Raw genomic sequence first — 23,311 nt, forward strand, 5'->3', positions numbered from 1 at the left:
ATTCGGGGTGTGAACGACCGCCCCAGCCCTCCCCCCTCGCCCGCCCAGGCCCCAGCCACGATTGCGGCCTCGCCATCTGCGGCCAACGCTGCCGACGCCGTGGCAGCCCCCGTCACGCACTACGAGAACTTCCCCGTCGCCTCGGTGCTGTGCCCGCCCCACCTGCGCCAGCCGATTGCCGCCATCTACGGTTTTGCCCGCACGGCCGACGACATCGCCGATGAAGGCGACGCCCCCGCCGCCGACCGCCTGGCCGACCTGGCCGCTTTTCACGCAGACCTGATGGCGATTGCACAGGGCCAGCCGCCATCGCCGCGCTGGGCCAGCGTCTTCCTGCCGCTGCAGGCCGTGCTGCGCAGCCACCAGCTGCCGGTGCCGCTGTTGGCCGACCTGCTCAGCGCCTTTGCGCAGGATGTGGAAAAAACGCGCGACGCCGAGGGCTACGCCGACCGTGCAGAGCTGCTGGACTACTGCCGCCGCTCCGCCAACCCGGTGGGCCGGCTGCTGCTGCACCTGTACGGCGTGCACGGCGACGAGGCGCTGCGCGAGAGCGACGCCATCTGCACCGCCCTGCAGCTCATCAACTTCTGGCAGGACCTGTCGGTGGACATCCCCCGGGGCCGCCACTACCTGCCGCGCGCCGACTGCGTGACCCACAATGCCAGCCAGGCCGACCTGCTGGCACTGCACAGCACGCCCGACACCGCCCGCCTGATCGCCAACTGCGCCCAGTGGGCCCGCGCCAGCATGCACAGCGGCGCGCCGCTGGTGCACCGGCTGCCAGGCCGCGCGGGCTGGGAGCTGCGGCTGGTGGTGCAAGGCGGCCTGCGCATTCTCGACAAGGTGGATGCACTGCAGGGCGGCAGCCTGCACACCCGCCCGCGCCTTAATGCGTGGGACTGGTGCGTGATGCTGGCGCGCGCCGTGGTGATGTGAGGCGCGAGCCCGGCGCAAGGCAGCGCCCGCAGCCTCAGGCTGCCGACAGCCAGTCGCAGAACGCCACCGACGCTGGGTCCTGCGCGGCGCGTGCAGGCCGCAGCCAATAGAACGTCTTGTCGCCCGACAACACATCGGCAAACGGCATCACCAGCAGCCCGCTGGCCAGCGCGTCGCCCAGGAACCGTGGGTTGCCCAGCGCCACGCCCAGGCCCTGGATGGCGGCCTGCACACTCAGGTGGACATGGTCGAACACCAGGTCGCCCGCGGGCTGCAGGTCGGGCGCACCCGCCTCGCCCAGCCACTGCTGCCACACCAGCGGCGTAGACCGGCTGTGCAGCAGCGTGAAACGCGCCAGCCCCTGGGGCGACGCCACGGCCCGGCCGTCCGCCAGCAGCGCGGGGCTGCACACGGGCGTGAGCTTGTCGGGAATGAAGGCGCCCAGGCTCACGTCCCGCCACCCGCTGCGCTCGGGCAGCGCCGCCAGGTCGGCATCGGCAAAGCAGCGGATCGACACGTCGTACTGCGCCGGCTCGAAATCCATGAACCCCGCCGTCGTGACCAGCTGCACATCCAGCCCCGGCATCTGCGCGCAAAAGCCCGCCAGGCGTGGAATGAGCCACTGCGACGCCAGCGTGGCCGTGGCATTCACCACCAGCGTGTTGCGGCGGGTAAGCCGCTCAATGCCCGCGGTGGATTGCGCCATCAGGTCGAGCGCGCTGGTGATCCCCGGCAGCAGCGCGGCGCCCGGCGTGGTTAGCGCCAGGCGCCGGCCGTCGCGCCCGACCAGGGCCACGCCCAGCCACTCTTCCAGCGCCTTGATCTGGTGGCTGACGGCGCTTTGCGTCACGCTCAACTCGCGGGCGGCATGGGTCACGCTGAGCAGCCGGCCGGCCGCCTCGAAGGCGCGCAGCATGTTCAGGGGCGGCAGGCGGCGTGCTGCGCTGCCTGCGACCGGGGCGAATGCAGACCCAGCGGCCAGCCAAGCATCGCTTACATGAGATGAATTCATGATTGGCAGAAATATTGTCGATAGTCGTGCACTGCACTGCTTCGTACGATAAGCGTCATGCATGGAAACACGCCGACCGACTGGATAGATTTACTCATTATGTGCCGTGCCTGCACGGGCCCGTTGCGGCCCGCCCGCAGGCAGGCCAAGCCGGGCCCCGCTCAGCGTGCTGCGGGCCCTGTCCAGCGCACACTGACTCTCCGTTGGACGGTGTGGGCGGAGGCGATCCGCAGGCCGGCAGCCACGCCCCCGGCGCCTGCCGCATGACGCCCATCGCAAACCCCTGGCCCCCGAGCGCGGCCCGCCTGCCACTGTGCGTCGGAGTACGGCACAGGCCCGGCGCGCTGTCCGTGCGCGTGGCGTACATCGCAGGGGCCGCACCGGCCGGGGCAGACACGCAAGATACCCAGCGCCAGTTCGCCCAGGTGCTGGCCACCACCGAGCGCCTGGTGCACGAGGCCGGAGCCAGCCTGGATGGAATTGTGTCATGCGAGGTCTTCGTGCGCGAGCCTGCAGCTTGCCCGGGGGTCGAGGCTTTGCTGCACACCTGGGCCGCACGCCGCTCTGGCTGCGCGCGCCTGGTGCGGCAACCACCCTGCGCCACGCCGCACGCCGACCTGGGAATGGCCCTGGTGGTCGCCCGGCCCGCCACCCCGGCGGACTGACCGGCTGAACTACCGATCAGCACGCCCGCCGACCGACTGTAAGAAACATTCATGGGTGGCAAGCGCGGCCATTCAGCGGCCGATTCATGCTGCAGAAAATGATCAAAAACAGCCGCTACCGCGCTCCTGGAGCGCGCTAACCGCTATCATTTTTGATATTTTGATGGGATGCCACAACAGCGTCCGGAGGGGCGCCTCCGCGGTACTCAGGGTTTGCGCGTGTGCCGCCCAGCCCCGGCGCAGTTAGCCTCGCGCCCACTCCAGCACCAAGAGCGCTGGCGGTAAGAAGGATGTTGTTTCAGACCCTGTTCTCAAAGACAGACAGACAGACCGGCGGTGGCGCCACCCGCGCCACCGCTGCTTTCCATGCCCGGCATGGCATCCACGCAGCCTCGGCCCTACCCGGACCTACCCGGACACCCGTACACCACCATGTCTGTCAGCGTTTTCGACCTCTTCAAGATCGGCATCGGCCCGTCCAGCTCCCACACCGTGGGGCCCATGATCGCGGCGCGGCAGTTTGCCTGCCACCTGCAGGCCGGCCCGGGCCTGGCCGCGGTGCAGGGCATTGCGGTCGAACTGTTCGGCTCGCTGTCAGCCACCGGCGTGGGCCACGGCACCGACAAGGCCGTGCTGCTGGGCCTGGCGGGCTTTGAGCCCGACACCATCGACCCCGACCAGATCGACCCGGGCATCGCCGCCATCCGGGCCAGCCAGACGCTGAACCTGCTGGGCGAGCGCACCGTGCCCTTCGTCGAGAAGGAGCACCTGCTCTTTCGCCGCAAGAGCCTGCCCCTGCACCCCAACGGCATGTGCTTTCACGCGTTCGATGCGCAGGGCACGGAGATCGCCCAGCGCGAGTACTACTCGGTGGGCGGAGGCTTCGTCATCGATGCCGCCGGGGAGCGCGTGCTGAACCAGGTCGGCAGCGCACAGCCCGGCAGCGCCGGCCACGCGCAGGGCCTGCCGCACCCCTTTCGCACCGGCGCCGAACTGCTGGCCCAGTGCCAGGCCACCGGCCTCAGCCCGGCGCAACTCATGGCAGCCAACGAGGCGCACTGGCGCAGCGCCGCCGAAGTGCGCCGCCAGCTGCTGGCCATCTGGCGCACCATGGCCGGCGCCGTGCAGCGCGGCTGCGCCAGCACCGGCCACCTGCCCGGGCCGATGCGGGTACGCCGCCGCGCGGCCGAACTGCACCGCAACCTGAAGGCCCACCCCGAGGCCGCGCTGCGCGACCCGCTGTCCATGCTGGACTGGGTGAACCTCTACGCCATGGCCGTGAATGAAGAAAACGCTGCCGGCGGCCGCGTGGTGACCGCTCCCACCAACGGCGCCGCGGGCGTGATCCCGGCGGTGCTGCACTACTACGTCAACTTTCTGCAAGGCGCCCGGGAAGGCAGCGCCGCCAACGAGGATGGCATCGCCACCTTTTTGCTCACCGCAGGCGCCATTGGCATCATCTACAAGGAAAACGCGTCTCTGTCGGGTGCCGAGGTGGGCTGCCAGGGCGAGGTGGGCGTGGCCTGCTCGATGGCCGCGGGCGCCCTGGCCGCCGTGATGGGCGGCACGCCCGAGCAGATCGAGAACGCCGCCGAGATCGGCATGGAGCACAACCTGGGCATGACCTGCGACCCCGTGGGCGGCCTGGTGCAGATCCCCTGCATCGAGCGCAACGCCATGGGCGCCATCAAGGCCATCAACGCGGCCCGCATGGCGCTGCGGGGCGACGGCCAGCACGTGGTGTCGCTGGACAAGGTCATCAAGACCATGATGCAGACCGGCGCGGACATGAAGGTCAAGTACAAGGAAACCTCGCGCGGCGGCCTGGCGGTGAATGTTGTGGAATGCTGACGCACACCACCAAGTCCGCTTACCACTGACGCGGCGCCAGTACACAATCCGCGCTCAGCACACCGTGCGGTTTCGGCCCGGGTGTCCCGGCCAGCGCCCCGCGGCGCCGGTCACAGCCTCGCTTTTTTCCTTTCCTTCGTCTTTCTCATGAAAATCTCCTCGATGCTGCGCCCCTGGGCGCTGATGGCAGCCCTGGCGTTTGCCGCCAACGCCCCCGCCTGGGCCGAAGACACCCTGGGCCGGATTGCCAGCTCGGGCGAGCTGCGCCTGGGCCACCGCGAAAAGTCCCTGCCGTTCTCGTACAAGGACGCCAGCTCCGGCAAGGTGCAGGGCTACACGGTGGACATCTGCCTGCAAATCTATGAAGAAATCAAGAAAGAGCTCAAGCGGCCCGACCTGAAGCTGACCTACCTGCTGGTCGACGGCAAGAACCGCATCACCGACGTGAAAAACAACGTGGTGGACCTGGAGTGCGGCGGCACGGCCAACACCGCCGCGCGCCAGAAGGAAATCGCCTTCAGCCACCACATCTTCGTGGCGTCGTCCGCGTTTTTGGTGAAAAAGACCTCCGGCATCAAGACGCTGGACGACCTGCAGGGCAAGAAGATCGCCGTGCAGGGCAAGACCACCAACGAAAACCTGCTCAAGGCCAACGAACGCACCTTTGCGCGCAAGTTCAACTACGTGCCGGTCGACAGCACGCTGGATGCCGTGAACGCCCTGGCCAAGGGCGACGCCGACGCCGCGTTCGCTGACGACGCGGGCATCTGGATTCCGCTCACCCGCCTGGGCAAGTCCATGGACGAGTACCAGTTCCTGGAAAAGCGCCTCTCGGTCGAGCCCTACAGCATCGGCCTGCGCCGCGAAGACCCCAAGTTCAAGGAACTCGTGGACCGCGTCACCCGCCGCATGATCCAGAACGGCGAATTGGCCGCCTTGTACAAGAAGTGGTTCAGCTCCGAACAGGGCACGCTGCTGCCCATGAGCGTCTTCATGAAGGAAGCCCTGCGCCGGCCGAGCGACATCGGGGTGGAGCAGATCGCGTTTTAACGCTCCCCCTGAGTCGCTTCGCGCCCTCCCCCGGAGGGGGACGCACCCGGTGGCCTGGCGAAGCCAGTTCCACGGGTGCCCTCGCTTGGAGCGTGCCAGTTGCGTAGGCTGCGCGCTGAACCAAGAAAGGTCGTACACCTTCACCAAGCCTCCGCCACAGAGCGGAACGCATCCTGTCTCTGGCACCGCCCCCCTTTCCCACGAGAACACGGGCTGCCGGCAATTTGGCTCGCCAGCCGCCGCGCCGGCCCATGGGAGAATCTCACCCCATGACCCCACAGCAATACGTACAGCAAAAAGCCGTGGCCTCGGGCAGCAGCTTCTACTACGCTTTTTTGTTCCTGCCGGCGCCGCGCCGCGCCGCGATCACGGCGTTTTACGCGTTCTGCCGCGAAGTGGATGATGTGGTGGACGAAGTCTCCGACCCGGGCGTGGCCCGCACCAAACTCGCCTGGTGGCAGGCCGAAGTGGCCAAGTCCTATACAGGCCAGCCCACCCACCCCGTGATGCAGGCCCTGATGCCGCACACGGCCGAATACGGCATCGAACAACGCCACCTGCAGGCCGTCATCGACGGCTGCCAGATGGACCTGGAGCAGACGCGCTACCTCGACTTTGCAGGCCTCAAGGGCTACTGCCACCTGGTGGCGGGCATCGTGGGCGAAGTCACGGCGCGCATCTTCGGCCAGACCGACGAGCGCACCACCCAGTACGCCCACACCCTGGGCCTGGCCTTCCAGCTCACCAACATCATCCGCGACGTGGGCGAAGACGCCATGATGGGCCGCATCTACCTGCCGGTCAGCGAGCTGCAGCAGTTCGACGTGAAAGCGCACGAGATCTTGAAGCGCACGTACTCTGACCGCTTCACCGCGCTGATGCGCTTTCAGGCCGAGCGTGCCCACCGCCTCTACGACGAGGCCCTGGCCCTGCTGCCCGCTGCGGACCGCCGCGCGCAAAAGCCCGGCCTCATGATGGCCAGCATCTACCGCACGCTGCTGCGCGAGATCGAGCACGAAAACTTCCAGGTGCTGCACCAGCGCATCCGCCTCACCCCCCTGCGCAAGTTCTGGCTGGCGTGGAAGGTGCAGGCCCTGGGCAGGATGTGAGCGCGTCCCCTCCATCTGAACGACTGGAAGTACTGAGATGAAAGTCGCCGTCATCGGCGCCGGCTGGGCCGGCATGGCTGCGGCCATCGCGCACGCGCAGGCGCGGCGCGATGTCACGGTGTTCGAAGCCGCCCGCACCGTGGGCGGCCGGGCGCGTGCTGTGCCCGCCACCCTGCCAGGGGGCAAGGCTGCCACGCTCGACAACGGCCAGCACATCCTCATCGGCGCCTACGCTGAAAGCCTGCGCCTGATGCGCCTGGTGGGGGTGGACGCGGGCACCGCGCTGCTGCGCCTGCCGCTCACGCTGCATTTCCCAGACGGCCAGGGGCTGCAGCTGCCCGACCTGCCACCACCGCTGGACGCGCTGCTGGGCATCGTGCGCGCCAAGGGCTGGAGTCTTGGCGACAAGCTGGCGCTGCTGCGCACGGCCACCGCGTGGCAGCTCAAGGGCTTCCGCTGCGCGCCCGCGACCTCGGTGGCCGACCTGTGCGCGCCGCTCACGCCCCGGTTGATGGCCGAGTTCATCGACCCGCTGTGTGTGTCGGCGCTGAACACCCCCGCGCACGAGGCCAGCGGCCAGGTGTTTTTGCGCGTGCTGCAAGACAGCCTGTTCAGCGGGCGCGGCGGCTCCAACCTGCTGCTGCCACGCGTTGACCTGGGCGCGCTGTTCCCCGAGCCTGCAGTGCGCTGGCTGAAGGCCCAGGGCCGCCACCAGGTCATCACCGGCCAGCGCGTGCAGCGACTGCAGCCGCAGCCTGGGGGACGCTGGCAAGTGGTCGGTGCGACCGGGCCGTTTGGCACCGCTGAAGATTCGCCGGTGTTCGACCACGTGACCCTCGCATGTCCGTCGTGGGAGGCCAGCCGGCTTGTGGGCGGCTTGGCCGGCGAGGCCGGTTTGGCGAGTGCCGGCCCGTGGAGCGCGTTGGCAGGCGCCCTGCGCTTCGAGGCCATCACCACCGTCTATGCCTACGCCCAAGGCGCGCGCCTGCCCCAGCCCATGCTGGCACTGCGCAGCGCGCCGCACAGCCCCGCGCAGTTTGTGTTCGACCGCGGCCAGCTGGACGGCCAGCACGGGCTGCTGGCCTTCGTGGTGAGCGCCAGCGACGGCGAGCGCTCCCAGATCGAGCAACAGGTGCTGCAGCAAGCGGCCGCGCAGCTGGGCATCAGCGCCTTGCAGCCCGTGCAGACCGTGGTGGAAAAACGAGCCACCTTCGCCTGCACCCCCGGCCTCGCGCGCCCCGGCCTGCAGGTGCTGCCCGGCCTGACGGCCTGCGGCGACTATGTGGACGGCCCCTACCCCGCCACGCTGGAAGGCGCGGTGCTCAGCGGCACTGCGGTGGCGGCCAGCGTCTGACGGCCGCGCCCCCCGGGAAAACCCCAGGCCGACTCACAGCATTCCGAAAGCCCGCAGCGCGCACCATCGCGTTCTGTCATGCCTACCTGGCTTTCTCGGAGACACACATGCCCATCGACCCACAATTCCCCCACCACCTGCACCCCACCCGGCGCCACCTGCTGGGCGCTGGCGGCGCCCTCGCGCTCGGCGGCATGCTGCCCACGCTGGCGTCGGCCCAGGCCGCCTGGCCCGCCAAGTCGATCCGCTTCGTCGTGCCATTTGCACCGGGCGGCAGCTCCGAGATCGTTGCGCGCTCCACCGCGGCCGAGCTGACCAAGACGCTGGGCCAGAGCGTGTTCGTGGACAACAAGCCCGGCGCCGCCGGCAACATCGCCATGTCGGAGGTGGCGCGCGCCGACGACCAGCACACTGTCATCCTGGGCCACATCGGCACGCTGGCCGTCAACCCCTACATCTTCGACAAGCTGCCCTACGACGCCAACAAGGACTTCAAGCCCGTGAGCCTGCTGGCCAAGGTGCCCAGCCTGTACGTGGTGCACCCCGACGTGCCGGCCAAGAACCTCAAGGAGTTCATCGCCTACGCCAAGAAGAACCCCGCCAAGCTCAGCTACGGCTCGGCAGGCAACGGCAGCGCGGGCCACCTCGCGTTCGAATACCTCAAGATGACGGCCGAGATCTTCATGCTGCACGTGCCCTACCGCGGCACCGGCCCCATGATGACCGACCTGCTCTCGGGCCGCCTCGACGCCGCCGCCGTGGGCGCCGCGGCCCTGCTGCCTTTCATCAAGTCGGGCAAGGTGCGCTGCATCGCCACCGGCTCGGCCCAGCGCCTGCCCCAGCTGCCCGACGTGCCCACCGTGGCCGAGCAGGGCTTCCCGGGCTTTGAGATGACCCAGTGGTACGGCATGCTGGCCCCGGCCACCCTGCCCAAGGAGCACCTGGACAAGCTGGCCATCGAAACCGCCAAGGCCGTCAAAGCGCCCGATTCATTGAAGCGCCTGAACGGCGACGCCGCCGAGGCCATCGGCGGCACGCCCGCGCAGTTCGCGCAGTTCATCGCGGCCGAGCAGGCCCGTTGGCAAAAGGTGCTCAAGCGCGCGCAGGTCAAGCCGGACTAGAGAAGCCCCCCTGAGCCGCTTGGCGTCTTCCCCCCAGGGGGACGCCACCCGTGGCCGGGCAAAGCCCGCTCCACGGTGGCGCTGGCTGCGGGCGCGCCAGTGCCAACGGCTTGCGCGCGGGCTGGACCACGCACAACGGCATTAGCATCCCACCCATGCGCATCCTCCTGGCCGAAGACGAACACAGCCTGGGCACCTGGCTCAGCCGGGCGCTGGAGCATGCGGGCATTCAGGTGGAATGGGTGAGCGACGGCCGCGTGGCCGACAAGTCGCTGCAGCAGCACGACGACTACGACGCACTGGTGCTGGACCTGGGCCTGCCGGGCATGGACGGGCATGCGGTGCTGCAGCGCCTGCGCGACCGGGACCAGCGGCTGCCCACGCTGATCCTCACCGCACGCGATTCGCTGGACGAGCGCGTGCGGCTGCTCAACGCGGGGGCCGACGACTTTCTGGCCAAGCCGTTCGAGCTGGCCGAGCTGGAGGCCCGGCTGCACGCCCTGGTGCGTCGCGCACGCGGCACTGACCCACCACGCCTGGCCTGCGGCCCGCTGGCCTACGACACCGCCCGCAAGCAGTTCGTGCTGCACGGCGAGCCGCTGGCCCTGTCGCCGCGCGAGCAGGGTGTGCTGCGGGTGCTGGTGCAGCGCAGCGGTGAGCCGTTTTCCAAGCAGCAGATCCTGGACCGCGTGTTCGTGGGCGATGAAGACGTGCACCCCGAGGCGGTGGAAGTGTTCGTGCACCGCCTGCGCAAGCGGCTCGACGGCAGCGGCGTGCGCATCGTCACGCTGCGGGGCCTGGGCTATGCGCTGGAGGCTGGTGATGTTCCCCCCTGAGCCGCTGCGCGTCTTCACCCCTGCGGGGGGACGCCACCGGTGGACTGGCGGAGCCAGATCCACGGTGGCGCTCGCTTGCGCCGCGCCTGCATCGACGGCCCGGCGCCATGACCGGCATGGGGCGCCGCTGTGGCCCTGATGCAGCGGCTTCGCCGTGCCAGCCTCTGGCGCCTTCTCGCCTGCCTGCTGCTGCCGCTGCTGGCGGTGGTGACCGGCGTGGAGCTGTGGATGACGCGGCACGACGCGCTGGAGGCCGCCAACGCGGCGTACGACCGGTCGCTGCTGGGGGCGCTCAAATCCATCGATGCCAACATCTCCACCGCGTCCGGCGGCCTGTCGGCCGAGCTGCCCTACACCATGCTCGAATTCTTTGAGCTGACCGCCAGCGGGCGCGTGTACTTTCGTGTGGCATCGTCCGATGGGCTGGTGGAGCTGGGCAACGCCGACCTGCCCCTGCCGCCGGGCGCGCTGGAGACCGGCGTGCCGCGCTTTTACGACGCCACCTACTTCGGCGAGTCGGTGCGGCTGGCCGCGTACCGCCGCGCGGTGGACGGGCCTGCCGCAGCCACGGGCTCGAACCCCAGTGCGACCACAGGCTCGCCCCCTGAGTCCGCCAGCGTGCTGGTGCAGGTGGCCGAAAGCACGCAGTCGCGGCAGGACTTCACCCGCCGCTTCGTGCGACGCGCGGCGCTGCGCGACGGCCTGGTGCTGGCGCTGATGGTGCTGGGCACAGGGGCCACGCTGGCTCTGGCGCTGCGTCCCCTGGCCCGCCTGGCCCGCGAGGTCCAGGCCCGCAGCCCCGACGACATGACGCCCATCGCTGGCGATGACCTGCCCGCCGACATCCGCCCGCTGGTCACCGCCGTCAACGCGCAGATGGGCCGCACGCAAGGCCTGGTGGCGCAGCAGCGGCAGTTTCTGGACGACGCATCGCACCAGTTGCGCACGCACCTGACCACGCTGCAGATGCAGATCGACTACGCCCGCCGCGAGCCCGACGCGGCCCGGGTGCAAGACACGCTGGCGGCCCTGGGCAACGAGATCGCGCGGGCCACGCGCAGCACCCAGCAACTGCTGGCCCTGGGCCGCAGCGACACCGCCGCCGTGGACCTGGCCCCGTGCGACCTGGCCGCGCTGCTGCGCACCGTGGCGCTGGAGCTGCTGCCCCAGGCCCGCGCCAAGCAGATCGACTTCGGCATCCACACCGCCACGGCCGACATCGCCGCGGTGGCCGACAGCGGCCTGCTGCGCGAGGCGCTGACCAACCTGGCCGCCAACGCGATCGCCTACACCCCGCAGCGCGGCACCATCACGGTGTCGGCCGCCGGCGACAGCCTGGGCTGGAGCCTGAGCGTGGAAGACAACGGCCCCGGCCTGTCGCCCGAAGAGCGCGACGCGCTGGGCCACCGCTACCGGCGCGGCTCGCAGGCCGTGGCCGGCGGATCGGGCCTGGGGCTGGCCATCGCCCGCTCCATCGCCGAGCGCCACCGCGGCCGCCTGCGACTGGAGGCACGCAGCGACGGCCCAGGCCTTCTGGCCATACTCTGGTGGCCACGTTCATGAAACATATGGCCCCCACGCTCCCTACCCTGTCGGATTCGGTGCCCGCGAGGACGCCGTTTTCATCCTGGGGCGGGCCGAACCCGGGCGATACCACCGCGCTGCCGAGCCGCCGGCAAGTGCTGGTCGCAGCGCTGGCTGCGGGCGCAGGCGCCGTCGGCCCCGTGCCGGCCCTGGCGGCGGTGGCCGACGCCTCCACCGAGCCCGCCGAATGCATCGCCCCGTCACGCCCCGGCGGAGGGTTCGACCTGACCTGCGGCCTGGCCGGGCAGGCGCTGCAGGCCGTGCGGCCCACGCGCACGCCGCTGCGCACCCGCTACCTGCCCGGCGGCATCGGCGCGCTGGCGTTCGACCAGGTGGCCACCGGGCGGCTGGGCGGGCCCGGCACGCTGGTGGCTTTCTCCAGCGGGTCGCTGCTCAACATCGCGCAGGGCCGGTTCGGCCCGCACCCCGTCAGCGCCGTGCGCTGGATCGCCACGCTGGGCACCGACTACGGCGTGGTGGCGGTGCACCGCGATGCGCCCTACCAGCGCCTGCAGGACGTGGCCGCTGCGCTGCGCCGCGACACCAATCGCGTCGTGTTCGGGGCGGGCGGCACGCTGGGCAGCCAGGACTGGATCAAGGCCGCCCAGCTGGTGCGGTCTGCGGGGCAGGACCACAAGCGCATGCGCTTCGTGTCGTTCGAGGGCGGCGGCGAGGCGCTCAAGGCCCTGCGCGGCGGGCACATCGACGTCTTCACCGGCGACGCGGCCGAGGCCATGCAGGCCGCGGCACAGGGCGCACCGCTGCGCGTGCTGGCCGTGTTGTCGAAAGAGCGGCTGGCGGGCAACCTGTCGGGCCTGCCCACGGCCCGCGAGCAGGGCGTGGACCTGATCTGGCCCACCGTCCGGGGCGTGTACATGGCCGCCAGCGCGCCAGACGCCGCGGTGCGCGCCTGGACGGCGGCACTGCACGACGCCCTGGCCGCCCCGGGCTATGCCGCCCTGTGCGCCCAGTACGGGCTGTACCCCTTTGCACTCACGGGCGCAGACCTCGAGGCCTTCGTGCAGCGCAGCCTGGCGGACTACCGACGCCTGGCGCAGGACCTCGGCCTGCGGACCTGGGTGCGCTGACGCCGTGTAGCTGCGGCGGCGTGGCGGTGCGCAGCCGCAGCCCTGAAGGACTGCGCCTGCACGGCACTACAGGCTTTTCCTACCTGCCGCCTGGGCGCACCGGGCGAGGCTGCAAGCACAGACAGCCCCACGCACACGCCGACCACCGGAGACGCCCATGTCCGACCATCTGACGCCGGCCACCGAACTGGCCCGCCACGCCCACACCCCCTTCCCCGGCGCATCGCCGCAGTACGAGTCAGCGCGCCGCGCCCTGCTGGCCGACGAAATCGAATTGCGCCGGCACATGACGCGCGTGGCCGAGCAGCGGCGCGCCCTGCCACCCGGCCCGGTGATCCGCAAGGACTACCGCTTTAAGAACGAGCATGGGGCCGATCAGGGCCTGGCCGACCTGTTCGGCGACAAGACCACCCTGATCACCTACTTCTGGATGTACGGACCGCAGCGCGAAAGACCCTGCCCCATGTGCACCAACTGGCTGGGCGCGGTCAACGGCAATGCCGCCGACGTGCAGCAGAAGGCGGCCCTGAAGGTGCTGGGCCGCTCACCGGTGGAGCGCCAGCTGGCGTTTGCGCAGGAGCGCGGCTGGCGGGACCTGCGCTTTGTACAGACCGTGGGAGACGACTACGCCCAGGACCTGGGCATCTTGCTGCCGGACGGCAGCGAGTACCCGGCGCTCATCGTGTTCCAGCGCACAGGCAGCGAGGTGCGCCTGTTCTGGGCCAGCGAAATGACGCGTGAGATGGCAGACCCCGGCCAGGACCCGCGCGACGCGCCGGACATCGCTGCGCTGTGGTCGCTGCTGGACCTGACGCCCGAAGGGCGCGGCACGGACTGGTACCCCAAGCTCAGCTACTAGCCGGCCCGCACAGCCCCTCTTTGATCTGCCGTCCACCGGCTTTCACTTGCCACACCACCCTATTACCGGCGCCCCATCATGCCGCCGGAGCACGCACCCGCCATGCCAAGAATTCGCTATTTGCCCCCTACCCTGGCAAGGCTCCATGGCCCTCCCAGCCGCCGCCGCGGCCCGCCCCGCAGCCACGTACCGCAGTCGCACCTGGGCGCTGGCTGGTGGGCGCCCCGCACCAGCCAGCTGGCACGGCACGCAGTGCATGCCGACGGCCTGCCCGCCAGTGCCTACTGGCCTGCGCCGCAGGGATGGCGGGGTCCCGCCCAACCGCGCGTCGCTGCATCGGCAGGGTTGTTGCGCCAGGCCGCACGCCAGGCACAGCACCGGCGCACCGCCACGCGCAGCCCATCATCCAGCCGACCCGTGCGCTCTACATTGCGCAAGCCCAAGGCTGGTTGAGCGCAACGCCTCGGTGGCACTGCTGCTGTCGGTTTACTTTTCAAGCCACCACTGGATGACCACCTTGGCCAGGAAGCCGATGAAGCCCACGCCCAGCCCCAGGAACAGCACGAAGGTGCCGAACCGGCCGGCCTTGGACTCCCACGCCAGCTGGCCGATGATGAACAGCATGTACGCGATGAACGCTCCCACGCCGTAGGTCAGAAAGAAGCCCGAGATCTGCGCCTCAGTGAAGCCGAAGATCACGGCGCCACCCCGCTATCGCGTGGTGCACTCGCGGCGGCATCCCGCTCGGGCAGGCTCGACGCATCGACCAGGTCCCGGTACGCATGCCAGCTGGCGTGACCCAGCATGGGCATCACCGCCACCAGGCCGAGCAGCAGCGAGCCCAGCCCCAGCAGCGTGAAGCCCAGGATCAGCGCCGCCCAGAACGCCATGGGCAGCGGGTTGCACAGCACGGCCTGCCAGCTGGTCAGCACCGCCTGCCGCAGCGTGGCGCGCCGGTCCAGCAGCAGCGGCATGGCCACCACGCTGGAGGCAAAAATCGGCGCCGCCATCAGGCTACCCAGCGCCAGCCAGATCTCGAACAGCCAGCCCTCACGTGCCAGCACCACGTGGCGCAGGAAGTCGAGCGGCGTGGCGATGGGCACGGGCGCCAGCAACGTGATGAGCGCGGCCGACGTCATCACCCAGCCCGTGGCCGCAAAGGCCAGCAAGGCGCCGAACTGCAGCATGCACCAGTAGTCGCTGCCCCATTTGTGGACGTGGTGGTTCTGCCAATTGAGCCAGGTCTTGAGCACCACGCGCAAGTTGGCGGGCTCGCCCCGCTCCAGCGCGCGGCTCAGCGCATACAGGCTGGTGGCCAGCACCGGCGCCACCACCAGAAAGCCCGACAGCGCCCCGGCCAGCAGCCAGAACCGGTGGTGGCCCACCGCCAAGATCGCGGCGCCGAACAGCGCCAGTACCAGCCCGTGCGCAAAGCTCACCCAGCCCGCGCGGGCCATGTCGCGCCAGGCCAACACCAGCCAGGTCATGGGCTGCATGAGCCCGATGGTGCGCACGGCAGGCAAGGCAGGCAGGTCAGGGGGGTTTCGCGGCATGGCCTGCAGTGTGGCCGGGCCGCTGGCCGCGATCAAGGCGGCGGAGGCGGCGTCTGGCGTGTTCTTGACCTGGGACAAGAAAATGCCCCGTCGGGCGGGGCATGGTGCATTGACGGCGCAGCTACAGCGTCAGGCCAGCAGCCGGCACAGTTCGGTCAGGTTGCTCACCGTAGCGTGCGGCGGCGTGTCGTACGGCCAGGCGGCTTCGGCAGGGTTGAGCCACACGGCCTGCATGCCGGCATCCATGGCGCCGCATGCATCCAGCGTGGCGTCGTCGCCCACGTGCAGTACCTCGTGCGGCTGCACCTGCACGGCCTGCGCAGCCGCCTGGAAGATGCGTGCATCGGGCTTGGCCACACCGAGCACCGACGCGCTCAGGCTGTCCTTGAAGTAATGGCCGATGCCCACCTTGTGGATGTCGGCATTGCCGTTGGACACTGCCACCACCGGGTAGCGCGACGACAGGAAGGCCAGCGTATCGTGCGCATCGTCGAACAGCGTCACGCGCTGGCGCTCGGCAAAGAACAGATCGAACGCAGGCTCGGCCAGTGCGCCATCGTCGCCCGCCTGGGTCAGTGCCAGGCGGATGGATTCGCGGCGCAGCGCGCTCAGGTCGTGCTGCAGGTCGGGCCGCAGGTTCACCATCTGGTTGCGGATGGCGCGCAGCGCCTCGGTGCTCTGGAACAGGCGCGCCGTGGCGGGCGCATGCTCGGTCATCCACTGCAGCAGCACGGCTTCGGCCCGCTCGATGGTGGGCCAGATGGGCCACAGCGTGTCGTCCAGGTCGATGGTGATGGCGCGGATGCGGGGGATGTCCAGGGAGGGAGTCAGCACGGGGGCGCACCTGCAGAAAATCAGCGTGGGTGGAGGGCCCGGCGGAGGGCCGGACTGCGATGGCACAGCATAACGCAGCGATTTGCTGCGGCGGATTGACTGCGCTGTGCAAGGCTTCGACAAGCTCAGCCCGAACGGTGTGGTGGGTTGGTAGGGCGCACCCGCCGCCATTCACTCTGAACACTCCACCCTTCACGCTCAACAACCGCCACTGCCGTTCACGCTCAACAAACCCCAAAAACCGTTCACGCTGAGCCTGTCGAAGCGCTGCGCGAGGCTTCGACAAGCTCAGCCCGAACGGTATGGGGCGAACGGTATGGGGCGGATGGTACGGGCAGGCTGGTACCGGGTAGGCGGTATGCGATCGAATAATGGACCGCCAATCCCGATCACACACCCAGTGACGACCCACGCACGATCAGCGTGCCCGGCAGAAGGTTCTCACGCACGGCCCCCTGCAGCCCGCCAATGCGCTCCAGCAGGCACTGGGCGGCGCGCTGGCCGATGGCGTCGGTCGGCTGGGCCACGGTGCTCAACCCCGGGCGAATCAGCGGCGCCCATTCGGGGTCGTCAAAACCCACAAAGCCCAGCTCCTGCCCAAAGGTCCACTGCAGCCGCGCCACCGCCGCCGCCACGCGTAGCGTGACGACCGAGTTGCCGGCCACTACGGCGCAGCGCACCTTTGAACCCTCGCGTTCGCGGAATTCTGCGAGCGCCCGGGCCAGGGCGTCCTCGCCCTGCTGCGCATCGATCTCCAGCACCTCGCCGCGCACCTTTGGGCCCTGCGCCGCGATGCACGCCCGAAACGCTGCGGTGCGCTCCAGCCGCGAGCTCACGCCCTGCAAGGGCTGGGTGACATACAGCAGGCTCTGCCAGCCCTGCTCCACCAGGTGCGCGCAGGTTTCGCGCATAGCGGCTTCGTTGTCCAGCGCCACAAAATCTGCGGCGAGGCCCGCGTGCCGGCGGTCCACCAGCACCGCGGGCTTGCCGTGCAGCGTGTTCACGTCGGCCAGGCCCTCGCCCTGCCCCAGCGTGTTGAGGATGAATCCGTCCACCTGGTAGCTCGCCAGCGCATCGATGGCCGCGCGCTCGCGTTCGCGGTCGTTGCCCAGGTTGAACAGCATCACCAGGTAGCCCGCCTCCTGGCACGCCTTTTCGGCGCCGCGCAGCACGGCCACCGAGTACGGGTTGGTGATGTCGGCCACCACCAGGCCGATGAGGCGCGAGCGGCCGTGGCTGAGCGCCTGGGCCATGGGGCTGGGTACATAGGCCAGCTTGGCGATGGCGGCCTCGACACGCGCGGCGATGTCGGGGCTGAGCAGGCGCTCGCGGTGGTTGAAGTAGCGCGACACCGTGGCCTTGGACACGCCGGCCTCGGCCGCGACATCGGCGATGGTGGGGCGGGCGCGGGGCGTGCCGGGTGTCGCGGATGGTGCGGGTGTCGGTGAGGTCATGCTTGCGCGGCGTTATACACGGCGGCAGGCCGCTCACCGGCCAGCGCCTGCAGCAAGTTGGTGGTGGCCAGCACGGCCATGGCGTGGCGCGTGCCATGCGTGGCCGAGCCGATGTGCGGCAGCGGCGTCACGCGCGGGTGGGTGCGCAGGGGCGAGTCGAGCGGCAGCGGCTCGGTGGCAAACACATCCAGGCCCGCTGCGCGCAGCGTGCCGTGGTCCAGCGCGTGCAGCAGGTCCTGCTCCACCACCGTGGCGCCGCGCCCGCCGTTGATGAAGATGGCGCCGGGCTTCATGGCTGCAAAGACGTCGGCATTGACCAGGCCCCGCGTGCTGCCAGACAGCGGCAGCATGGCCACCACAAAGTCGGACTGCGCCAGCAGCTCGGCCAGCGGCACGTGCGCAGCCTTGCCCACCAGTTCAGGCGCCGTGGCGGCCAGGTCCACCGGCCGGCGCGCGTGGTAGACCACGGGCATGCCAAAGCCCAGCGCCGCACGGCGCGCGATGGCCTGGCCGATGCGGCCAAAGCCCAGCAGCCCCAGCGTCTTGCCATGCACATCGCTGCCGAACAGGTCTTCGCCGATGTTCTTCGTCCAGCAGCCCTTTCGCACCAGTTGCGCCAGCTCCACCACGCGGCGGCTGGTGGCCATGAGCAGGGCGAATACGGTGTCGGCCACGGTTTCGTCCAGTACGCCGGGCGTGTGGCACAGCACGATGCCGCGCGCCTGCAGTGCGTCGAGGGCGTAGTTGTCCACGCCCACCGACACGCTGGAGACCACCTCCAGCCGGGGCGCCCGCGCGAGCAGCGCGGCATCGACGGGGTAGCTCGACCCGATGAGCCCCTGCGCCTGGCCGAGCGCTGCGTCGAACAGTGCACGCGCTTCGGGCTTGCGCGGGTTGGCCACCGTCACGTCGTGCAGGGCCTGAAGGCGCGCCAGTTGGTCGGGCGGCAGTTCACGAAAGACCAGCACCTTCTTGCGCTCGGGCTTGCCCTGCACCGCCGATGCGGACACGTTCACAGGCCTGCCTCCTGCAGCTGCACCCGCGTGGGCAGGCCTTCGGTGTCGCCCAGCACCTGCACTGCCCGCGCGCCAATCCAGGCGCCGCGGCGCACGGCGGCGGGCACGGGCAAGCCTTCGAGCAGTGCGCTGATGACGCCCACCGCAAAGCCATCACCCGCGCCCACGGTGTCCACCACCTGGGCCACGGGCACGCCGGGCACGCGGCCGGTGCCGGCCACGTCGCTGTCGTAGTAGGCGCCCTCGCGGCCCAGCTTCACAACCACCAGCTTGGCGCCCCGATCGCGGTAGAAGCGCGCCACGCCTTCGGGCGTGGTTTCGCCGGTCAGGAACACGCCCTCTTCCATGCCCGGCAGCACCCAGTCGGCATATCCGGCCAAGGTGTTGATCCAGTGGCGCATGGCCTCGGGCGATGCCCAGAGCGTGGGGCGCAGGTTGGGGTCGAACGAAATGGTGCGGCCTGCGGCGCGCGCCACCTCCAGCGTGCGGATGGCGGCCTGCAGGCTGGTGTCCGAGATGGCCGCGAACACGCCCGTGGCGTGCAGGTGGCGCGCAGACCGCAGCCAGGGCTCGTCCACATCGGCTGGGCCCATCTGGCTGGCGGCCGAGCCTTTGCGGTGGTATTCGACCTGCGGGTCGCGCCCGTCGGTCACGCGCTCCTTGAACTGAAAGCCCGTGCGCTGGGTGGCGTCGCACACCACGTGCGAGCAGTCGATGCCTTCGCCGCGCATGGCGGCCAGCAGCGCGCGGCCCATGGAGTCGGTGCCCAGGCGGCTGGCCCAGCCCACCTTCAGGCCCAGGCGTGCCAGGCCAATGGCCACATTGGTCTCGGCCCCGGCGGTGCGCTTGTGAAAACCCGTGGCGTTCTCCAGCGGTCCGGGCTCGTTGGCCACCAGCAGCAGCATGGCCTCGCCGAACAGCGCCACGTCGAAAGCGGTGTCGTTGGATTTGGAAATAGCGCCGCTCATGCAGCACCTCGCACGGCACGGATGAAGTCCACCTGCTCGCGCGTGACGGCCACCAGGTCGTCGCCCACCAGCGGGTATTCGATGGCATGCGGCGCATCGGCCGGCAGCGCGCGCAGCACGGCGCGCCAGGGCGCCACTGACTCGGCCAGTGGTACCGCAATCCACTTGGCCGGCAGGCGCTGCACGCCCTTGCAGTGCACGTAGCGCACATGGGGCGCGAGGGCCTGCGCGGCCTGCAGCGGGCATTCGCCCTGCCAGTGCCAGTTGCCCATGTCGAAGGTCATGCCCAGGTCGAGCCCGGCCTGCGCCTGCGCGGCAAAGAACGCCTGCAGGACGGCCAGCGTGCCGGCGGTGGCGGTCTGGTCGTTCTCGATGACCAGCTCCACCTGCGGGGCCGCCGCCAGCAGCGCCTTCAGCTGCTGCAGCGATGCCTGCGATGACGGCAAGCCAGCATCAAAGCCGCCTATGGACATCTTCAGCCGCGGTGCGTGCAGCACCTTCGATGCGTGAATGCCGCGCTGCAGGGCAGCTTCGTCGAGCAGACCGTCGTGGGTCCACAGCCCTTCGGGGCTGGAGTACACCGCGGCCCGGCCGGCCAGCGCAGGCAGCTCAGAGGCGGCATCGCGCAGCAGCTCGCCGCGCACCTCCACGCCGTCGGCGCCCGCCTGGCGGGCCAGGCCGGTGCACCACAGCTGGCCGTGGCGCCCGGTTTCGGCCGCGCCGAAGGAGGACAGGGAAATCAATACCTTCATGGGTGTTCTTTCAAGCCCGTGGGTAGGACTTTCACAGGGCTTTCACAGGGCTTGGTGTCTGTCGGGACTTGCGCCGCCAACGCTCAGCCCATTCAGTGGGCGTTGTGCGAGCTCAATATCTGGCCCAGGAACTGGCGCGTCTTCTCATGCTGCGGCTGGCCGAAGAACTGCGCCGGCGGGGCCTGCTCCAGAATTTTTCCTTCGGCCATGAAGATCACGCGGTCGGCCACGCTGCGCGCAAAGCCCATCTCGTGCGTCACACACAGCATGGTCATGCCGTCCTCGGCCAGGCCGATCATGGTGTCCAGCACTTCCTTGACCATCTCCGGGTCCAGCGCCGACGTGGGCTCGTCGAACAGCATCACCTTGGGGGCCATGCACAGCGCGCGCGCGATGGCCACGCGCTGCTGCTGCCCGCCCGACAACTGGCTGGGGTGTTTGTGCGCCTGCTCCGGGATGCGCACCCGCGTGAGGTACTTCATGGCGACCTCTTCCGCTTCCGCCTTGCCCATGCCGCGCGAGCGCATGGGCGCCAGCGTGCAGTTCTCGAGGATGGTGAGGTGCGGGAACAGGTTGAACTGCTGGAACACCATGCCCACCTCGGCACGCACCGCGTCCACGTTCTTGCCGCCAGCGGTCAGCTCGATGCCGTCGACCACGATGCGGCCCTTTTGCACCGTCTCCAGCCGGTTGATGCAGCGGATAAGCGTGGACTTGCCCGAGCCCGACGGCCCGCAGATCACGATGCGCTCGCCGGCGCGCACCGACAGGTCGATGTCGGTCAGCACCTGAAAGCTGTCGTACCACTTGTTGACACCCTCCATCGTGATGATGGGGGGTGCACCGGCGGTGGTCGTCGTCGTGGCTGCGTCCGTCATTGTCAAAGGCTCCTGGGGTGGCTGGGGCTCACGCTCAAGCGATATGGATTACTGAAGCTTGGGCAGATCCGCGCCCAGCCACTTCTGATACAGCTTGTTCAGCTCGCCATTGGCCGTGTTGCGCGCCACGAAGTCGTTCACGGCCTTGGTCAGTTCGTCCGGGCCGGGGCGCAGGGCGATGCCCATGGCCTGCTGCAGCAGGTTGAACTTGTTCTCGAAGGTGTTGGCGGGCACGCGCTTGGCGATCTGTGCTGCCACGGTGACCGAGCAGCCGATGGCATCGACCTGGCCGGAGATCAGCGCCTGCATGGCCGATGCGTCGTCGTCGAAGCGGCGGATCTCGGTGCCCTCGGGCGCGGCCTTGGTCACGGCCACATCCTGCGTGCTGGCACGCGCCACGCCCACGCGCACGCCCTTCAGGTCCGCCGCGCTCTTGATGGCGCTGCCGGTCTTGCCGTACAGCACGATGGTGGCGGCCGCATACGGCTGCGAGAACTGCACCTGCTTGGCGCGCTCGGGCGTGATGGCGAGCGACGCCACCAGCACGTCGACCTTGTTGGTCAGCAAAAACGGAATGCGGTTGGGGCCGGTGACGGGCACGATATTGGCTTTGACACCCAGCTCCTTGGCCAGCAGCTTGGCCACGTCGGCGTCGTAGCCGTCGGGCTGGTTCTGCGCGTTGGTGGTGCCGTAGGGCGGAAAGTCCACCAGCATGCCGATGGTGAGCTCGCCCTTTTTCTTGATGTCGGCCACGGACTGTGCCGAGGCCAGCGGCGCAAACGCCGTGAGCGCGGCGCCCAGGCCCAGTGCGGCCAAGGCGGTGGTGACGGTGCGGCGGTGCAGAGAAAAAGTCATGGCATGTCTCCTGGTAGTGGTTATGAACGAGAGATAAAACTGAATGAATGAACGAAGGCGCTGTTGGTGCTGGCGGCGCTGCCGTCAGCGCGCCAGCGCCCGGGCCCGCTTGCGTTCCATGCGCGCCGCCAGCAGCGACAGCGGCCAGCAGATCACGAAGTACAGCGCCGCCACGGTCGTGAACACATGCAGCGGCTGGAAGGTGGCGTTGTTGATGATCTGCCCGGCCCGCGTGATCTCGGTAAAACCGATGATGGCGGCCAGCGACGTGCCCTTGATGATCTGCACCGTGTAGCCCACCGTGGGCGGCAGCGCGATCTTGAAAGCCTGGGGCAGCACCACGAAGCGCATGCGGTTGAGGTAGCTCAGGTTCAGGGCCTGCGCGGCCTCCCACTGGCCGCGCGGCACCGCCTCGATGCAGCCACGCCATATCTCTGCCAGAAACGCCGCGCTGTTGAGCACCAGCGCCACGCCCGCCGCCACCCAGGGGTTGATGTCCAGCCCCAGCACCGGCGCGCCGAAGAAGATCAAAAACAGCTGCAACAGCAGCGGCGTGCCCTGAAACACCTGGATGAACACGCGCGACGCATTGCGCGCCACGGCGCTCTCGGACGTGCGCGACAGCGCCACCACCAGGCCCAGCAGCGCGCCGCCCACGAACGCGATGGCCGACAGCGCCAGCGTCCACTGAGCGGCCTGCACGATAAAAAGAAACTCGGAGAGTCCGAAGGTACGCATGGTCGAGCCTTAGCGACGGTCAGGGTAGTTGAGCGCGCGCTGGTAGATCAGCTTGAACAGCGCCGAGAACGACAGCGCCAGCGCCAGGTAGATCACCGCCACCACGATGTAGATCTCGAAGCTGCGAAACGTCTGCGACTGCAGGTTGGCCGCCACCGACGTCAGGTCGTCCGCCGAGATCACCGACACCACGGCCGAGCTGAGCATCAGCAAGATGAACTGGCTGGTGAGCGCGGGGTAGATGGCCTTGAGCGCGGGCTTCAAGATGACGAAACGGAAGATCTCCCAGGGCTTCAGGTTGAGCGCCTTGCCCGCCTCGATCTGCCCCTTGGGGATGGACTCGATGCCCGCCCGCACGATCTCTGCCGCGTACGCCCCCAGGTTGACCACCATCGCGGTCAGCGCCGCCGTGTAGGGCGACCAGCGCAGGCCGATGGAGGGCAGCGCAAAGAAAAAGAAAAACAGCTGCACGATGAACGGCGTGTTGCGGATGACCTCGATGTACGCGTTGATCAAGAACCGCAGCCACTCGGGCCCGCCCGTCTTGCCCCAGGCGCAGAACACGGCCACCACCAGCCCCAGCACCGTGGCGGTGAGCGACAGCTGCACGGTGATCCACGTGCCTTTGAGCAGCAGCGGCCATGCGGCAAAAACGGCGTCGAACTGGAACTGGTAATTCACGGCGTGGGTGGTTCGGATGGGATGCGCAGAGTTTATGAAACCGGTTTCATAGCCGCATCGGGGATTACCCGACTGCCGTCAAAACGGCCCCTGCGATGACGCCGAAGCCCTGTTCGA

The 23,311-nt window shown here is 69.2% G+C and carries 23 protein-coding genes; 11 read left to right on the forward strand and 12 right to left on the reverse strand.

Going from position 1 to position 23,311, the window contains the following annotated elements:
• Nucleotides 1-9 precede the first annotated feature (9 nt).
• Complete coding sequence (gene hpnC / locus ACSQ3N_RS18105) at nucleotides 10-936, forward strand: squalene synthase HpnC (RefSeq protein ID WP_369817167.1); 927 nt, start codon at nucleotides 10-12, stop codon at nucleotides 934-936.
• Nucleotides 937-970: 34 nt separating this feature from the next.
• Here the strand turns inward: hpnC and ACSQ3N_RS18110 are convergent, their stop codons facing one another.
• Nucleotides 971-1,948 carry a LysR substrate-binding domain-containing protein gene (locus tag ACSQ3N_RS18110; RefSeq protein ID WP_235507412.1) on the reverse strand — a complete coding sequence of 326 codons (978 nt, stop codon included), beginning with the start codon at nucleotides 1,946-1,948 and terminating at the stop codon, nucleotides 971-973.
• A gap of 263 nt (nucleotides 1,949-2,211) precedes the next feature.
• Between ACSQ3N_RS18110 and ACSQ3N_RS18115 the strand changes: the two genes are divergently transcribed.
• The 10 genes from ACSQ3N_RS18115 to ACSQ3N_RS18160 all read left to right on the forward strand — a co-directional run bounded on the left by ACSQ3N_RS18115 (nucleotide 2,212) and on the right by ACSQ3N_RS18160 (nucleotide 13,465).
• Nucleotides 2,212-2,613 carry a RidA family protein gene (locus ACSQ3N_RS18115; RefSeq protein ID WP_156372116.1) on the forward strand — a complete coding sequence of 134 codons (402 nt, stop codon included), beginning with the start codon at nucleotides 2,212-2,214 and terminating at the stop codon, nucleotides 2,611-2,613.
• Nucleotides 2,614-3,045: 432 nt separating this feature from the next.
• Complete coding sequence (locus ACSQ3N_RS18120; RefSeq protein ID WP_436147015.1) at nucleotides 3,046-4,464, forward strand: L-serine ammonia-lyase; 1,419 nt, start codon at nucleotides 3,046-3,048, stop codon at nucleotides 4,462-4,464.
• A gap of 147 nt (nucleotides 4,465-4,611) precedes the next feature.
• Nucleotides 4,612-5,514 carry an amino acid ABC transporter substrate-binding protein gene (locus ACSQ3N_RS18125; RefSeq protein WP_235507413.1) on the forward strand — a complete coding sequence of 301 codons (903 nt, stop codon included), beginning with the start codon at nucleotides 4,612-4,614 and terminating at the stop codon, nucleotides 5,512-5,514.
• 269 nt (nucleotides 5,515-5,783) lie between these two features.
• The gene (gene hpnD, locus ACSQ3N_RS18130; protein WP_056169778.1) at nucleotides 5,784-6,623 is read left to right on the forward strand and encodes a presqualene diphosphate synthase HpnD; all 840 of its coding nucleotides are present in this window, start codon (nucleotides 5,784-5,786) and stop codon (nucleotides 6,621-6,623) included.
• A 37-nt stretch (nucleotides 6,624-6,660) separates the two neighbouring features.
• Complete coding sequence (gene hpnE / locus ACSQ3N_RS18135; protein ID WP_056169781.1) at nucleotides 6,661-7,977, forward strand: hydroxysqualene dehydroxylase HpnE; 1,317 nt, start codon at nucleotides 6,661-6,663, stop codon at nucleotides 7,975-7,977.
• Between the two features lie 107 nt (nucleotides 7,978-8,084).
• Nucleotides 8,085-9,098: a Bug family tripartite tricarboxylate transporter substrate binding protein gene (locus ACSQ3N_RS18140; protein ID WP_056169784.1), complete on the forward strand. Its 1,014-nt coding sequence runs from the start codon at nucleotides 8,085-8,087 to the stop codon at nucleotides 9,096-9,098.
• Nucleotides 9,099-9,253: 155 nt separating this feature from the next.
• Nucleotides 9,254-9,934: a response regulator gene (locus ACSQ3N_RS18145; RefSeq protein ID WP_056169787.1), complete on the forward strand. Its 681-nt coding sequence runs from the start codon at nucleotides 9,254-9,256 to the stop codon at nucleotides 9,932-9,934.
• 138 nt (nucleotides 9,935-10,072) lie between these two features.
• Complete coding sequence (locus ACSQ3N_RS18150; RefSeq protein ID WP_056169791.1) at nucleotides 10,073-11,497, forward strand: sensor histidine kinase; 1,425 nt, start codon at nucleotides 10,073-10,075, stop codon at nucleotides 11,495-11,497.
• Nucleotides 11,494-12,606, forward strand: a complete 1,113-nt coding sequence (locus tag ACSQ3N_RS18155; RefSeq protein WP_235507414.1) for a tripartite tricarboxylate transporter substrate-binding protein — start codon at nucleotides 11,494-11,496, stop codon at nucleotides 12,604-12,606. Before ACSQ3N_RS18150 ends, ACSQ3N_RS18155 begins: the two co-directional genes overlap by 4 nt.
• 157 nt (nucleotides 12,607-12,763) lie before the next feature.
• The gene (locus tag ACSQ3N_RS18160; RefSeq protein WP_056169794.1) at nucleotides 12,764-13,465 is read left to right on the forward strand and encodes a DUF899 family protein; all 702 of its coding nucleotides are present in this window, start codon (nucleotides 12,764-12,766) and stop codon (nucleotides 13,463-13,465) included.
• A 486-nt stretch (nucleotides 13,466-13,951) separates the two neighbouring features.
• Here ACSQ3N_RS18160 and ACSQ3N_RS18165 read toward each other — a convergent pair whose 3' ends face one another.
• The 11 genes from ACSQ3N_RS18165 to ACSQ3N_RS18215 form a co-directional block, all read right to left on the reverse strand.
• Nucleotides 13,952-14,164: a DUF2788 domain-containing protein gene (locus tag ACSQ3N_RS18165; protein WP_056169798.1), complete on the reverse strand. Its 213-nt coding sequence runs from the start codon at nucleotides 14,162-14,164 to the stop codon at nucleotides 13,952-13,954.
• Nucleotides 14,161-15,018: a DUF2189 domain-containing protein gene (locus tag ACSQ3N_RS18170; protein WP_056170662.1), complete on the reverse strand. Its 858-nt coding sequence runs from the start codon at nucleotides 15,016-15,018 to the stop codon at nucleotides 14,161-14,163. The genes ACSQ3N_RS18165 and ACSQ3N_RS18170 overlap by 4 nt, the downstream gene beginning before the upstream one ends.
• Nucleotides 15,019-15,147: 129 nt before the next feature.
• On the reverse strand, nucleotides 15,148-15,852 hold the full coding sequence (locus ACSQ3N_RS18175; RefSeq protein WP_156372117.1) for an HAD-IA family hydrolase: 705 nt from the start codon (nucleotides 15,850-15,852) through the stop codon (nucleotides 15,148-15,150).
• 389 nt (nucleotides 15,853-16,241) lie between these two features.
• Nucleotides 16,242-17,306 (reverse strand): LacI family DNA-binding transcriptional regulator, encoded by a 1,065-nt coding sequence (locus ACSQ3N_RS18180; protein ID WP_436147016.1) that lies wholly within the window; start codon nucleotides 17,304-17,306, stop codon nucleotides 16,242-16,244.
• Nucleotides 17,303-18,322 (reverse strand): 2-hydroxyacid dehydrogenase, encoded by a 1,020-nt coding sequence (locus ACSQ3N_RS18185; RefSeq protein ID WP_235507415.1) that lies wholly within the window; start codon nucleotides 18,320-18,322, stop codon nucleotides 17,303-17,305. The genes ACSQ3N_RS18180 and ACSQ3N_RS18185 overlap by 4 nt, the downstream gene beginning before the upstream one ends.
• A complete protein-coding gene (locus ACSQ3N_RS18190; RefSeq protein WP_056169807.1) occupies nucleotides 18,319-19,290 on the reverse strand; it encodes a sugar kinase in 972 nt (323 codons plus the stop codon). Before ACSQ3N_RS18190 ends, ACSQ3N_RS18185 begins: the two co-directional genes overlap by 4 nt.
• A complete protein-coding gene (locus ACSQ3N_RS18195) occupies nucleotides 19,287-20,042 on the reverse strand; it encodes a sugar phosphate isomerase/epimerase family protein (RefSeq protein WP_056169810.1) in 756 nt (251 codons plus the stop codon). The genes ACSQ3N_RS18190 and ACSQ3N_RS18195 overlap by 4 nt, the downstream gene beginning before the upstream one ends.
• Before the next feature lie 92 nt (nucleotides 20,043-20,134).
• A complete protein-coding gene (locus ACSQ3N_RS18200; protein WP_056169813.1) occupies nucleotides 20,135-20,920 on the reverse strand; it encodes an amino acid ABC transporter ATP-binding protein in 786 nt (261 codons plus the stop codon).
• 48 nt (nucleotides 20,921-20,968) lie between these two features.
• A complete protein-coding gene (locus ACSQ3N_RS18205) occupies nucleotides 20,969-21,775 on the reverse strand; it encodes a transporter substrate-binding domain-containing protein (protein WP_056169816.1) in 807 nt (268 codons plus the stop codon).
• Nucleotides 21,776-21,859: 84 nt separating this feature from the next.
• Nucleotides 21,860-22,513, reverse strand: a complete 654-nt coding sequence (locus ACSQ3N_RS18210; RefSeq protein ID WP_436147017.1) for an amino acid ABC transporter permease — start codon at nucleotides 22,511-22,513, stop codon at nucleotides 21,860-21,862.
• A 9-nt stretch (nucleotides 22,514-22,522) separates the two neighbouring features.
• Nucleotides 22,523-23,194, reverse strand: coding sequence for an amino acid ABC transporter permease (locus ACSQ3N_RS18215; RefSeq protein WP_436147018.1), 672 nt, complete (start codon nucleotides 23,192-23,194; stop codon nucleotides 22,523-22,525).
• Nucleotides 23,195-23,311: the final 117 nt, after the last annotated feature.

This window comes from Acidovorax sp. LjRoot194 (assembly GCF_964253015.1).
Classification (GTDB): Bacteria; Pseudomonadota; Gammaproteobacteria; order Burkholderiales; family Burkholderiaceae_C; genus Acidovorax.